General features: G+C 50.2%; 9 protein-coding genes. 4 read left to right on the top strand and 5 right to left on the bottom strand.

All coding sequences use genetic code 11. The annotated features are described in order from the left end of the window. Window positions 1-43: 43 nt before the first annotated feature. Both SLIP_RS11935 and SLIP_RS02880 read left to right on the top strand, forming a co-directional pair. Window positions 44-892, top strand: coding sequence for a copper amine oxidase N-terminal domain-containing protein (locus SLIP_RS11935; protein ID WP_013174778.1), 849 nt, complete (start codon window positions 44-46; stop codon window positions 890-892). Between the two features lie 283 nt (window positions 893-1,175). Then, window positions 1,176-3,281, top strand: a complete 2,106-nt coding sequence (locus SLIP_RS02880; protein WP_013174777.1) for an ATP-dependent DNA helicase — start codon at window positions 1,176-1,178, stop codon at window positions 3,279-3,281. A 63-nt stretch (window positions 3,282-3,344) separates the two neighbouring features. On the opposite strand, the gene guaA is transcribed toward SLIP_RS02880, so the two are convergent. The 5 genes from guaA to SLIP_RS02855 all read right to left on the bottom strand — a co-directional run bounded on the left by guaA (window position 3,345) and on the right by SLIP_RS02855 (window position 10,060). Continuing rightward, window positions 3,345-4,877 carry a glutamine-hydrolyzing GMP synthase gene (guaA, locus tag SLIP_RS02875; RefSeq protein WP_013174776.1) on the bottom strand — a complete coding sequence of 511 codons (1,533 nt, stop codon included), beginning with the start codon at window positions 4,875-4,877 and terminating at the stop codon, window positions 3,345-3,347. Continuing rightward, entirely contained in the window at window positions 4,878-5,426 is a 549-nt protein-coding gene (gene hpt / locus SLIP_RS02870) for a hypoxanthine phosphoribosyltransferase (RefSeq protein WP_013174775.1), read from the bottom strand. A 78-nt stretch (window positions 5,427-5,504) separates the two neighbouring features. After that, window positions 5,505-6,194 carry a hypothetical protein gene (locus SLIP_RS02865; RefSeq protein ID WP_013174774.1) on the bottom strand — a complete coding sequence of 230 codons (690 nt, stop codon included), beginning with the start codon at window positions 6,192-6,194 and terminating at the stop codon, window positions 5,505-5,507. Between the two features lie 148 nt (window positions 6,195-6,342). Further along, window positions 6,343-8,289, bottom strand: a complete 1,947-nt coding sequence (locus tag SLIP_RS02860) for a methyl-accepting chemotaxis protein (protein ID WP_013174773.1) — start codon at window positions 8,287-8,289, stop codon at window positions 6,343-6,345. Window positions 8,290-9,181: 892 nt separating this feature from the next. After that, complete coding sequence (locus tag SLIP_RS02855) at window positions 9,182-10,060, bottom strand: radical SAM protein (RefSeq protein WP_013174772.1); 879 nt, start codon at window positions 10,058-10,060, stop codon at window positions 9,182-9,184. 1,069 nt (window positions 10,061-11,129) lie between these two features. Between SLIP_RS02855 and SLIP_RS02850 the strand changes: the two genes are divergently transcribed. Further along, on the top strand, window positions 11,130-12,638 hold the full coding sequence (locus SLIP_RS02850; RefSeq protein WP_013174771.1) for a sigma-54 interaction domain-containing protein: 1,509 nt from the start codon (window positions 11,130-11,132) through the stop codon (window positions 12,636-12,638). Window positions 12,639-12,767: 129 nt separating this feature from the next. Then, on the top strand, window positions 12,768-14,003 hold the full coding sequence (locus tag SLIP_RS02845) for an L-lactate MFS transporter (RefSeq protein ID WP_013174770.1): 1,236 nt from the start codon (window positions 12,768-12,770) through the stop codon (window positions 14,001-14,003). The last annotated feature ends 260 nt before the right edge of the window (window positions 14,004-14,263 follow it).

Here is a 14,263-nt window from a genome sequence, read left to right as displayed (position 1 = left end):
ACAGAGGTGTGGTAATTCTAGGAAAAGGAGATGACAAATCGGTATGTTGAAGCGTGTGTTTATCGTCGCGTTGGTCTTGCTGCTGGTCGGAAACGGAGCGGCATGGGCTAGGCCGGCAGGGCACAACGGTCCGGATAAGGTTGCGGGAACTGTTGCCGTAAGTTCCGAGACCGAAACCGAAGCCTTGGCCCCGCAAGATTCGACAGCTAGTGACCAAGACCTATCAAACCCGGACCAAGAGGCAACAGAACGTTTGAGAGCTACTCTCCGCGAGAGAATTCAATCAATGCAAATGAATCGTGACCGGACTCAGGAAAGCTGGAAAGTCCTCAAACAGGAGTTACAAAGCTTGAGGCACCAGTATACGATCCAGCAAGAGTCTCGGCAAGAGATCAAAAACATGTTTAAGGCCGCCATTCGCTTAGCCCGGGAACAGAATAGGATCCAAGAAGCCGAGCAGTGGCTGAGAGAGCTGGCCGAAATGGATCCAATCGATGCCTCGGTTTACCAGGAACTGGGGCAACTCTTCCGCAGTTGCGGTGACACCCAACCTAAACTCTGGTGTGTGGGCAAACAGGTTTATACCGAAGTGCCCCCGGTGATCAAAACCGGACGAATTCTTGTCCCTATTCGGGCTGTAACCCAGTCTCTAGGAGCAAATGTTGAGTGGAAAGCAGACCAGCAGATAATAGTCATTACCAAAGGCGATATCGTAATCAACCTGCAATTAGGTAAGCGCGTGGCCATCGTTGACGGAAAAGAGTATAAACTCGATCAGCCACCCGAGATCAGCGCTTCCCGAGTTATAGTTCCTTTACGTTTCGTTGCCGAAACCTTGAAAGCTCAGGTGAACTACTACCCCGAAGGGCAGATAGTCGCTATCAATCCTTAGGTCTCCTGCTTGTTAAAGGATACCCCATCAGTATAAGAAGCTTTTGCGAGTATACGCGAAAACAAAGAAGACCCTTGGTGTTCGATTCAAGGGTCTTTTTTTACTGTTCGGGACTTACAGCATCGATTCATTGTGGCCTTTCTTCAGGTATAATATCAGTATGAAAACCCAATCCTTCTTAACTCGAGCCGTTTTGAATTTTCGAATTTGAAACCGCTATTACCTTCAACCAGGTAACACGAAGATACTGGCACTGACGAAGTCAAATGAGGAGTCATTTTCTATGCCAAAAGAAGTTAACCCTCGGGCCGCTAGTTCCGCATACCAAGCAGACCTGACACTGAAATCAGAATACGTCCTCGAATACGCCGAAAAAGAACTTGGCCTGCGCCGGCGGCCAGGACAGCGCGAGATGATAAAGACCGTATCCGCGGTCATAGAAGGCGAAGAAAAGTTCGGAATCATAGAAGCGGGCACCGGAACTGGCAAAACATACGCCTACCTCATCCCCGTCTGCCACCACTGCCTGACCGAGGGTAAAAGAGCGGTAGTATCGACCGGAACCAAGGCCCTGCAGCAGCAGCTTATCGATAAAGACCTGCCTTTCGTCACCAGGCTTTTTGCTGCCGTGACCGGCCAATGCTTGCGTTTTGCTCTGCTCTATGGGAGGGCCAACTACCTCTGTCCCAGGCTGCTCAACGAAGAACTCGACAAGCAAGAAGCAACCTTACAGTTGGTGAAAGACCACGAAACCGAGTTCTACTTGGATCTGGCAGAGTGGTTGGGTGAAGGGGGAAGCGGAGTCTGGGAAGACCTGCCGAGTATCTCTGATAAAAAGAGGAGGTACTGGTTAAAGATATGCGCTGACTCGGAGGATGCCCTCTGCGCAGGCTGCGAAGAACCAGAGTGCCCGTGGTTGAAAGCCCGAAGGCGGGCTGCTTCGGCCCAGATAGTGGTGGTCAATCACTGGCTGGCGGCCGCTGATCTCGCGCTTTTCTCCGAAGCCGACCTCCGCCTGTTCGGTGAAGTTAAGCCTGCGGTTCTGGTCGTCGATGAAGCCCACCATTTCAGGGAAGTCGTAAAGATGACGGGACAAATGGTGTTTTCGCAAAGCTATCTCGGGCTTATCCTCCAAGGCTTGGAGCAGGTTGAAAAGCGAATGCCTGTTCCAACAAAACATATCACGGGCGAAACGCGCCAAGCCTGGGATTTAGCTTCCCAGGCAGTCTACGAGCTCGAGGATTGGGCTGGAACCTTCCTGGGTTCCAATGCGATAAAACCGTTGAAACCGGGGCTTGTTCCTTCAAATATTATGAATAAACTCCAAGCCCGGCTGCAAACCTTCCTGCAGATGGTACAAGAGAGAGTGGAGGGCTTCCGCCAGGAGCTGGACTCTCTAGACTCCGGTCAAGTGGACTTCGAGGAAAGCGGTATAAACGAAGAAAAGCTAAAGATCCTCAACCGGCTTGATCGCCTCGCGGAAAAAATCGAAAACATAGCCAGTGCTTTCGAACGCGGGGTCAGGACCTCGAACCACTACCTGGTCTCCGGGAGCTCAGGTGATGTCTGCTGCGTGGAAAGAAGCCAGGGTATCCGGTTTGTGTCCTGGCCTTTTGACCCCGTACCCGCTTTACAGGCTCTGTACGAGCTTTACGACAAGGTTGTTTTTACCAGCGCCACCTTGTTTCCTTCTGCATCTCCCGCTGGTGTCGAATGGTTTTTGAAAAGAAGCGGCATCCCCGGCTTGAAGGCAAAGATTGCCCGCGTCTCGAGTCCTTTCGACTACGAAAGGCAGATGAAGGCCTTTATCCTGACCGACGGTGCTCTAATGCCAGACCCAACAAATCCCCGCCGTCTCGAAGCCCTGGGGCAGGCAGTTCTTAAAGCGGTTGAAGCTACCGAAGGCGGGGTTCTCGTCCTGTGCACCTCGTATACCGAGCTCAGAGCAGTGGCCGCGCACCTGGCTCAGCACCTGCCCAAGACGAGGTGCCTCTTCGTGCAGGGAGAAGCGGGGAAGTCAGAACTGCTGCAGCAGTTTCGTGACCACGGCCAGGCTGTGCTGGTAGGAGTAGCCAGTTTCTGGCAAGGGGTGGATGTGCCCGGAGATGCATTAAGAACCCTGATCATAGCCCGCATACCCTTTCCTGTCCCCGATGATCCTGATGTCCAGGCCGAGTGCTACTTTGCCCGTCACCGCTGGTGGCAAGAGGTGTTCGTCCCCCAGGCTTCCCTGGCAATGAAACAGGGCATCGGCCGGCTTATCCGGACCGAATCTGATACCGGGATGGTAATAATCGCCGACCCCCGGGCAGCCAGGAGGCACCGGCAGCTGGTCGAAGCGTGCCTACCAGTAACGCCGTCGGCAGTAGCGTTATTTGACGCTGATTAACGCAGATTTACATTGATTATAAGAAATTCTGCGCAAGAGCCAGAAATCATACTTAGGCCGAGCTTATTCCCACTCTATAGTGCCGGGGGGCTTAGAGGTAATATCATATACTACGCGGTTGACGTGTTTGACCTCGTTCACTATGCGGCGGGCTATTACGTCCAGAACCTCATAGGGAAGGCGAGCCCAGTCCGCGGTCATGGCATCTTCGCTCACCACCGCCCGGACCACGATAGGATAAGCGTAGGTCCTTTCGTCTCCCATTACTCCTACGCTGCGCACGGGGGGCAAAACCGCAAAATACTGCCATAGTTCCCGATCCAGCCCGGCTTTTCTTATCTCCTCAGTGACGATGGCGTCTGCTTCCCTGAGAATCGCGACTTTCTCGGGAGTTACCTCTTCCAGCACCCTCACCGCCAGGCCTGGACCTGGGAAAGGCTGTCTCCAAACTATCTCAGGCGGGAGCCCCAATTGTTCGCCTATACGACGAACCTCGTCTTTGAACAGTAACCGCAAAGGCTCAATCAATTCGAATTGCATATCTTCCGGCAGCCCCCCCACGTTGTGGTGGGTCTTAATGGTGGCAGCGGTAGCAGTTCCGCTTTCGATAACATCAGGGTACAGGGTGCCCTGTACCAGGAAATCGATCTGGCCGAGCTTTCGCGCCTCTTCTTCAAAGACCCGAATGAACTCGTGTCCGATGATCTTTCGTTTGAGCTCGGGGTCCGCTACTCCTTGGAGTTTGTCCAAAAACCGCTGGGCCGCATCCACGTATATGAGGTTCATCCCTCTTTCCTCACGGAAAGTCCTAACCACCTGTTCGGCCTCCCCTTTACGCAAAAGCCCGTGGTCTACGAAAACACAGGTCAAGTTTTTACCCACGGCGAGATCCACCAGAGCCGCCGCTACCGAGGAATCCACACCCCCGCTCAAAGCACACAGCACCTTTTTCTGCCCTACCCGCCTTTTTACCTCCTCAACCGTCTCCTGAACAAAATCCTGCAAATTCCAACTGCCGCTACATCCGCAAATTCGAAACAAAAAATTCTTCAGTATCTCGTCCCCCAGGGGAGTATGCCTTACCTCGGGATGAAACTGAACACCATAAAGTTTTCGTTCAGGATCGCTCATCGCCGCCACCGGGCAATCCCCGGTGCGGGCAGTAACTTGAAACCCCTCGGGGATATTGACTACCAAATCCCCGTGACTCATCCATACCTGCATTTGAGTCGGCAGGCCAAAAAAAAGCGCGTCTTCCCGGCACTTCTCCAGGAACGACTTTCCGTATTCCCTCACCGCAGCCGCTCTCACTTCCCCCCCCAGTTGCGACGCCATAAGTTGCATGCCGTAACAGATGCCCAGTATCGGAATTCCCAGTTCATAAATCCCGGGGTCGCACACCGGAGCACCGGGAACATGTACGCTGGCCGGACCTCCTGAAAATATAATACCTCGCGGGTTTTTGACCTTGATTTCGGCCAGTGGGGTATAATAAGGTATCATTTCGCTGTATACCGATAGATCCCTGACCCTCCGCGCGATCAATTGATTGTACTGGCCACCAAAGTCAAGCACCAAGACTGTTTCCCGTTCCACTCACTCATCCCCTCCCTGGCCCTTGGCCTTCTTCAACTCTAGTATCCTGATATCCGGTAAATTCCGGTACTTCCCTGCGTAGTCGAGCCCGTAGCCCACGACAAATTCGTCGGGAATAACAAAACCGCAGTAATCCGGAACAAACGCGGTTTTTCGGCGCGAAGGCTTGTCCAAAAGAACACACACCTTAAGACTCTGGGGGCGCCTTTTCTTAAGGACTTCGACCACGTATGTGAGCGTCAGTCCCGTATCCACGATGTCTTCCACCACCAAGACGTTCTTGCCCTCTACCGGCATCTCCAGGTCCTTCAATATCCGGACTTCTCCTGAGGACTCGGTCAAGGCCCCGTAACTCGATAGACTCATGAAATCGATGACCACAGGCACATCAATAGTTCTCACCAGGTCGGCCAAAAAAATAAACGAACCTGTGAGGATACCGACAACCACCAGTTCGTGCCCAGCATAATCGTAGGTTATGGATTGTCCGAGTTCTCTTACTCGCGATTGAATCTGCTTCTTGGTCAGCAAGACTTTGGAAGCACCCACAAGCCAAGTCCACTCCTTTTGCCTGGATTATATCAACCCCTGTTTGAAAGTGTCAAAAAAATTGAGGCCGGTTTGGCCTCAATTCAATTCAGACTTCTGTACTCGTATATCTTGATTGAAATCAAAAAACTCCACTTTCATGGTTAGACGAGCGTTGGGGTTATTCTTGCTGACCGCGCTTAAAGTAGCTCTTCTGATATATTTTTGCCTGTAGTCTACCCAGAGTTTGTAACGGAAATCCTTCAATGCGACTTCCATCAGCTCATTCTCGATGCTAGGCCTGCAGCTTATGATGAAGCACCTGGTACCTCCAACCTTCTCGAAGCCCAACTTCTCCACCTGAGAAATACTCTTAAAATTGAGGTTCGACAGTGGATCCAGTTCTGCTATTAAAACGTCCCTGGTATCGGCTTCTGCATCTTTAATGACTAGCCATTTCTTACTAGAACTATCCCAGTTGTAAGTGGTGTCTTTGATGTGATAAATGTCGATTGGTGTCTTTACCATCTCCCCCTTTATATGAGTACTTCCGGAGTCATCTTTCTCCCCTTGTATCCGGCTTACCACCTCCCTTCGGTCGTCGATGGTTAAGGTGGATTCTAGTTTGTATCTAAAACTTTTAGCCGCGGCCATATTTTGTAGGGTTTCCTCTAGTAACGTCTGGGGCTCAATGTCCCTTTCCTGTTTAGCCAAATACAACCAGTAAATGACCCCGATTATTGCAAGACTTATAAATCCAATCAACAACCAGCGCCATCTCTTGCCCATAGCCCCCGCCCTTCTTTTTGCTACATTGTATTAGCGTGACTGCCGGAATATAACCGGTTTATAGACATGGATAGAATTCCATTAAGGCGTAGACCATTATGCTTTGTTCATACTGTTGAGCGGAGCACTCCGAATCCCGCTTCTGTTCTCACCGAAGGCTCTGCATTTCATCAGCCGTAGAAGCAATTTCCTCAACAGAACCGGCAATCTGGTTGATAGCCTGGTTTTGTTCTGTCGCGGTTCGTGAAGCCTGTTGTATCTGAATGGCCTGATCAGCTATCTTCTTCGCCAGCAAGGCTATCCCCTCTGTCGCCTCGTCAATGGCCGCGCTCATATCTTCTGTAGCTGCTTTTACCTTAGGGCGATGTGAATTGATTAGAGCAAGCGATTGCTCGACAACATCGTTTCTCTTGCCAGCCGCCATTATAGCCTTATCCGCTTTACGCGCAATTTCCTCCGATTGCATCAACTCGTCCCTAATCTTATTTATTTGGTTTTCGAGCCCTTCTACCAAGTCTTTAATTCTCTCGGCATTGTCTGCAGTCTCACTTGCCAAGCTACGAATATCGCCAGCCACCACTGAAAAGCCACGCCCGTGCTCCGCAGCCGTTGCCGCCTCGATGAAGCCGTTAACAGCAAGCATGTTTGTCTGAATAGAGACATTCTCGATTGAATTAACAGTCTTGCCAATTAGTCTAATCCGCTCGCTTAGAGCCGCGATCGATTTTGCGATTTCGGGGTAACGTTCTATACATGCTCGTAAGTCCCCCCATACTCCTTGTCGCGCGTCCTTTCGCGTTGCCTTAAAAAGCTCTTCTAGTTCCTCCAGGACTTGGCTGGACTGCTCTATGTAAGACCTCATGTTCTTAACCCCTTCTTGATTAGCTTGTGTGAGCCGGACAGAAGCTTGTATTCGACTCGAAGCGCTGTCAATGGCGCCGGATATTTCGGTCAAAGCTCCCGCGATCTCATCCGCCGTCCCCCCGACTTCCTCGATACTAGCCGACAACTGCTCCGCCGTCGCTGCTACTTCTTCAGCCAGTTTGTCTAGATCAATGGTGCTCTTTAATTCCTCCATCATTTCAGCCAAAGCCTGCGTCCCGTTACTGATTTCCGCCATCGCCTTGCTCTGTTCTTTTATCGCCGTTGCCGACTCCTGGCAGCCTACTTTGATCTGCTCGCATGACACTGCTACTGTGCTGCAATTGCTGGATAATTCGTCGGCTCTGGCCTTCAAGCCCTCTATCACCTGAAGTGCATCGCCCATTATCTTAGCGTATAACTCGAACAATTCAGCGACCCGAGCAAAGTTTTGATTATTCCTTCCTGTTCGATCGTGTATGCTTTGAAACTGCTGTACCATATTCCTGATAATTCCGACAACGTCGCTGACTTCCTTCTGAAATTCTTGGACTACCGTCGTGATTTCACGAGCAGCACTGTCCGAAACTTCCGCCAAGTTACGCACCTCATCTGCCACAACCGCAAAGCCAAGTCCGTGTTCGCCTGCCCGCGCAGCCTCTATGGCAGCGTTTAAGGCTAAAAGGTTTGTCTGGTCGGCAATCATCACCACTGTTTGCACAATTTCCCCTATTTCCGAGGAATTCTGTTCCAACTCACCCACTCGCTCACCCAGCCTCGCGCTCATTTGAGCCGCTTCAGCAAGGTCGGTAAGCGTTGCATCAAGGGCAATTATTGACTGTTGCATAGACGTAACCGCCTCGTCAACGAAACCACGCAGCTCTGACGAGGTGTTCATAATCTCGTCACAAGCATTGCTCTGGCGAACGGTAGTGTTTTGAGCAGATTCTGCAGTTTCAGCCAACTCGACTGTGCTTTTCGCCAACACCTCCATCTGCCGGGCGAACTGACTCGAAGAAGCTGCAATTTCCTCAATCCCAGCTAAAAGCTGCTCGGAGGCAGCAGCAATTCTCTCGGCAGTCGCCTGTCGCTTGGCTATCGCGCGAGCCCGTGCTTTTTCTTTGCGCATTCTGCCTCCAAGATCACGCTCTGAAGCCTCGGTACGTCCCTGGGTTTTTGAAATAATCCCAGTTCTTTCTGCGGTTCCTTCAGGTGTCTCAAGTGTTCGTTTCATGCAAACCCTCCTAACCAGACAGATAAAAGCTTGTAACTCGTCATACCGGAGATCATGTACCAAACAGAATGCAGGCGACGGCAACCACCATGCCATCGCCCTTGAAACTAAGAAGGATAAGGAGGTAAGTGGTAGAACTGGAACTCAAATCCTGGTAAAGCTATCGCATTAATCTAAGTTACGGCAGTTGTGGACCGTTCGACTGTACTGAGTCTTCTTGGCCCCTTCGAGTATCAAAAAGAATCGCCCCAGGGGGGAGCCTAAGCCCCCCAAGGGCTAGGCGAGGGAGTTCGCTACTTCAATTCGTGACTCTAGTCCAGTCTATACTTCGGGCCTACTTTATTCAGCTTCGAATACTTACGTACATATTACGTACATATAAAGTGGAAACAAAACCATCGCGTCTCAGCCCATTTTGAATAATTGGAAACCGATTTTGAATACAAAAAAAGTTCAACCCTAGTTTTATTAGAGTCCCAAGCTGATAAGATCCATACCAATGGAAGGAAAACGAATACTGTTACCTATCAACTTATTGTTGTGTGAGTAGCAATAACCGTGCCAGAATGACCGCAAAAACTAGGACGGATGTGTGTAAACGTCGGCCATCCCTGCATTACATGTCTTGACAAGCACCCGCCATTAGGTCCGCAAATACCCAGTTGTTGTGTTTTCCTGACAATATAGCTGCATAACTCCTACTCCAGGTCGTTGCTGATTTGGCACACTGTAGTGGTGTTACAACCGCGTATCTTGAATTACTCTAGTAATTGAGAAGGCAGTCTCGGTTAGAGACAAACGTAGGCTGAGAAGAAAACATACACAATCACCCATAAGCGATCCTCTCTTCGCAACACGCCGGCCAGTCGGCGGCAGCTGAGTCTGCATTTATTCACAATGCCCTAAACGAATCGGGCCGGAGCAGGCTTCCATTCTTCTTTTCCAAAACGTAGTCGACAATTGCCAGCATCGCTTGCTTGTCTTCTTGCAGTCTCCCCTTAATTGGCAGATAGTTTGAAGCATGATTGCTTCTGAACTCACACCCATCTATCTCTAGGCCTTCGATTAGAATTCTCATCTCCTTTATAATATCCATGGGAGATGCCACCTTGAACTCTCCAGCCTGGACCTTCTTATGTAACACAGTCCCCGGAACAATTATCAAGGTCAGAGCCGCCAAGTAATCAGGCTTTATTTCGTTGCAAATTCTGGCCGTTCCTGCTGCGTGCGCATGAGCTCTTTCACCGGATCCAGCCAGGCCCAGCAACACCGTAACGGACAACTTGATCTTCGCCTCCACTATCCTTTTCCCGACCTCGACCATTTCATCATAAGTTACTCCCTTATTGATTTCCTGCAGTAGCTCCTCGTCTCCCGTTTCAACTCCTAGATAAGCTATCGTAAGCCCCGCATCCCTTAGGGCTCGCAGTTCATCTTTCGACTTTCGGAGAATACTCTGAGGCCCTGCATAGATGCCGACGTGATATAGGCTAGGAAAGGTGCTGTACAGAAACTCAAGAACCTCTAGGAGGTCAGGTGTGTCCATAGCCATCGCATCCCCATCAGCTAAGAATACTTTTCTAACATTTCCATAAAATATCTTTGCCATGCGTATATCGGTTTTGATTTCTTCTAGGGATCTTACCCGGTATTTCTTCCCCTTGTATGAACCGCAGAATGTGCACCCGTTGTGCGAACATCCTATTGTGCACTGCAATATATAGCTACGTGCTTCACTAGGTGGGCGGTATATGTCGCCTTCGTATCTCATGCGTTCTCAATTCCTCCCCAATCACAGCGATTGTAGTTCTTAATTGCAGCGGCGATACCGATTCCTTGCCTGCTCCCATGTTTAGCGGCAGATACCTCAAAGATTGTGTGTTTAGGTACTGTTCCTTGCAATTAACGTGCCAGCGATTTCTAATCACCTCAAATTTGCACCGCCGATTTTACATGGCAGATGCTACCGGGCGATAGAGGGTACATACTGTTACCCCCGAAAACCGAAACAGCCGTTCAAAAGGTCCCGTGCATGCAACAACTTTCACATTGAGCAACCATGTTCGGTTGCCGGCCGCCAACTCCCATCCCTAACCCGTTATGACCATGCTAGTCCCATTACCGCAAGGCCCTCTGGCCGAAAACTCGCTTTGAAACGACAGCAGCAAGATGCCATGACGTCATGCCGAACGAGTCGTACCGAAATTTTCGGCGGCCGCGCATGTTCTAACCTTCACATCCCAACCCAAGAGGGACACGTCAGTTGTTGTTTTGCTACGGCTTACCCTATCTGCGACAACTGTTGGTTGCTATTTTGCACCCATGCAGCTATCTCCGGTCCTCTTCCAAGAGGAGTTGCTAAAAAGATATCGGTCCGCATGCCTTCTGTCGGTCATTGAGGCATATCCAATAATCCGCGCTTTCTTTGGCACAATTATTGCTTTTACGACTCAAACAGAGGACAATCAGCCCTGAGTAGTCAGAGACGGGTATGGGGTTGACCTGGTATTGGAAGAGGGCTTGCCCCAAGTTCTGAAATGCTCTTGACTCGGAGCACGGGCAGGCCTATATGCCTGATAAGGAGGTGCAGACTAGGTCTTAACGTTTACCAAGAACAAAGCTGCCAGGTATCTAGAATCTCCGGGACGGGTAGGACCGTTAGGTCCTACGTTACTCTAAACAACCGGTGTTGTCAAAAGTTGGTGTCCCGACAAAAATTCTCCGAAAAGGGGTACGATGTATCTTATGTCTTCTTTCTTCCAAGATACATCGGTCTTCAAACAACGGGGAGATAAGTTTTCTATTGCTTTCCATTGTTGACTAGAGAGGGGGGACCCGTATTGTATGCAGAGCAACTTCTTAACCAAAGCGGGTACGTGTTAGAAGCTGTGGAAGGAAAAGCCGATTTATCAGATGCCGACAACATTACTAAAGAAGACCTGGTAAATATCTTGATGCGCAGCTACGACGCCATTCTTATAACCGACAGTCACGGTACAGTCGTACTGGTGAATCAAGCAACTGCTGATTGCCTGGGAGTGCAAGTCGAAGAGCTTATAGGACAAAATGTTAATGACTTGGTCAAGAGCGGGCTGTACAGCCCGTCGCCCACGATGGAAGCAATCAAGACCCGTTCTGTGGTAACGGCGTTGTTAAAAGCTCGTAACGGAAACCTTCTTGTAGCCACAAGTGTTCCTGTTCTCGACCCTCAAGGGGAAGTGCAATGGGTGGTAACTAACACACGTTTTAAGAGTTTGGTAGATAACTACATCGAGGCACTGGAATTAGAGAAGGCAAAATCAGACCGTTACAAAATGGTACTGGAGTACCTCTCAAGTGCCGTGGCTGGTGATACTAAGAGCATCGTCGCCCAGAGCCCCAAGATGCGCCAGGTGTTGAACGTCTGTGATAGTGTGGCCAGGACGGACAGCACAGTGCTCATCGTCGGTGAAACCGGAAGCGGCAAGGAGGTCCTCGCGAGATACATCCACCGCATCAGCGCTCGGGCCCAGGAACCTTTCATCCCTGTTAATTGTGCGGCCATCCCTCACGAATTGATGGAATCCGAATTCTTCGGTTACGCCCCCGGAGCCTTCACAGGAGCAAGCAGCACGGGTAAGCCGGGGTTGTTTGAGATGGCCGACAAGGGCACTCTTTTTCTAGACGAAATCGGAGAACTACCTCTCTCGATGCAGTCTAAGTTACTAAGAGTGCTGGAAACACAGGAAGTCCAACGCGTCGGAGGAACGTCTCTCCAAAAAGTTGACGTGCGCCTGATTGCCGCCACCAACAGGGATCTAAAATCAATGGTAGAGCAAAAGGTCTTCCGAAGCGATTTGTACTACCGTCTAAACGTAATTCCTTTACACATCCCACCGCTCAGAGAGAGGCCGGAAGACATAATTGTTCTAGCCAACAAGTATCTGGAAGAGCTTAACAGGAAGTACGGCTTCAACAAAAAGCTGAGCCTGCAAGCTATTCAGGAATTTCTCAAATACAACTGGCCTGGCAATGTCAGAGAGCTGCGTAATGTAGTTGAGCGAATGGCAGTAACGTCTGTCAGCGATCTACTTGGAATCGAAGGCGTTCAGTTTGCACCCAAAGCTAATGTTGATGAAAGCGAAGAAGTAGGTCGTGTTAGTTCCTTATTGAAGTCTCCAACCAGGCTTCCCTCAACACACTCCGGGACATTGAAAAGTGTGCTCGAAGCAGTGGAACAGGAATACATCAAACAGGTCTTAGAGGAGTGTGGCGGACGCATTGGCATGGCAGCCAAGCGTTTGGGCATCCACCGGACTGTCCTTTACCGGAAAATGAGGGCAAAAGAAATAAACAAAGGCAAAAAATGACGTCCTGTGGCTACTTGGGTTGATCTGGTTTTCCACTAGCGGATAACCCTCTCGGTAACAAGTGGAAGTTCTCAAGCGTTAAGTTGATACTATGAATTATCATATCACAACATGAGGAGGAGTTATTCTATGAATAAAAGAAACAAGGGTTGGATAGTGACGGTCGGCGCGATGGGAGTCAACCTCGCCCTAGGTTGTTTCTATTCATGGAGCATAATCGCGGCGGCCCTCGTTAAAGAGCTCGGTTACACGAAAACCCAAGCATCACTCCCTTTTACTGCCCTAATCCTGTTGTCTGCACTGATGATGGTACCCGGAGGCCGTATTTTTGACAGATATGGGCCTAGGGTATGCGGGGTAATAGGCGGTATATGTACTGGAATCGGGTTCCTGCTCTCCGGCTACGCGACCTCTCTGCCCATGCTGGTCGTTTCCTTTGGCTTGATATTTGGCATAGGGTTAGGAGTAGGATATGCAGGCACGATACCCGCAGCAGTGAGCTGGTTCCCTCCGCAGAAGAGGGGCATGATCGGAGGGTTAGTGGTTGCTGCGCTAGGCTTCTCCTCAGTTTACGTCGCCCCGTTGACCCAGTATCTGTTAGGTAACGTCGGCATCCAAAAGACGTTTATTATCGAGGGAATTGCCTTCATGATCGCAATCCTCATATTCGCGCAATTCCTCTCCCGGCCGACGGCTGGTTACAAAGCAGAAGAAGCTTCAGATTCCTCGCCAAGTGTACTCCCCAATCCGCAGCGGCAATATACCCCTTCTGAAATGCTTTCTACTTATCAATTCTATCTCATATGGTGCATGTACGCTTTCGGTGTCGTAGCAGGCCTTATGGTAACGAGTCAAGCAGCCATGATTGGGAAAATGCAAGCCAACATCGAATGGGGATTCGCCCTCGTTTCTCTCCTCGCTGTTTGCAATTGCTTGGGCCGTTTCCTGGGCGGATGGTTATCGGACAATCTCGGGCGCGAGAAAACCCTGATGCTTGTCTTCATGGTTCAGATGATAAACATGCTACTGTTCAGGTTCTACACTAACTTCAGCCTCTTGGTGTGTGGCATCACAGCCTGCGGGATATGTTGGGGTTCTTTGCTCGGTATTTTCCCTGCTATGACGTACGATTATTATGGCCTAAAGCATAGCGGTATGAACTACGGCCTAGTGTTTACCGCATATGGAATCGCCGGAGTAATCGGTCCAATCACGGGCGGCCGAATCGTCGATTATACGAATTCGTATAATGGAGCATACCTGGTGGCGGCTGCATTCCTGGCTATCGCTTTGGTCATGTTGCGGTTCCTCAAGAAACCGGTCGACAACCCGCTTAACCACGAAGCCGACGCACTCAGTGCATAGATCAATAGCGATATCATTACAGTAGCCTGTACCATTACGAAGTAGCCCATCCTAAAATTACCTCCTCCATATAATAGTACGGCGATATCCTTCATCTTGTCGCCGTACTTTTTTGCGTTCATCGGCGGGACCGACCGACAGGCCATTCAAGTCAAGAAGAAGGCTCCATCTTTGGATACGGCGTAAGGGCCATCTTTCCATGAAAAATTCTACCCCCCCTGGATTAAGGACGCCCAATCGCGGGTTGGTAGTGAGATCAC

This window comes from Syntrophothermus lipocalidus DSM 12680 (assembly GCF_000092405.1).
GTDB classification, from domain to species: Bacteria; Bacillota; Syntrophomonadia; order Syntrophomonadales; family Syntrophothermaceae; genus Syntrophothermus; species Syntrophothermus lipocalidus.
Note: the sequence above shows the minus strand (reverse complement) of the source record. Positions and strands in the feature narration are given on the sequence as shown.

Coding starts and splice junctions, on each gene's coding strand:
- SLIP_RS02865 (WP_013174774.1), bottom strand. CDS start 6,194: ATGGGCAAGAGATGGCGCTGGTTGTTGATTGGATTTATAAGTCTTGCA.
- SLIP_RS02845 (WP_013174770.1), top strand. CDS start 12,768: ATGAATAAAAGAAACAAGGGTTGGATAGTGACGGTCGGCGCGATGGGA.
- SLIP_RS11935 (WP_013174778.1), top strand. CDS start 44: ATGTTGAAGCGTGTGTTTATCGTCGCGTTGGTCTTGCTGCTGGTCGGA.
- SLIP_RS02860 (WP_013174773.1), bottom strand. CDS start 8,289: ATGAAACGAACACTTGAGACACCTGAAGGAACCGCAGAAAGAACTGGG.
- SLIP_RS02880 (WP_013174777.1), top strand. CDS start 1,176: ATGCCAAAAGAAGTTAACCCTCGGGCCGCTAGTTCCGCATACCAAGCA.
- SLIP_RS02855 (WP_013174772.1), bottom strand. CDS start 10,060: ATGAGATACGAAGGCGACATATACCGCCCACCTAGTGAAGCACGTAGC.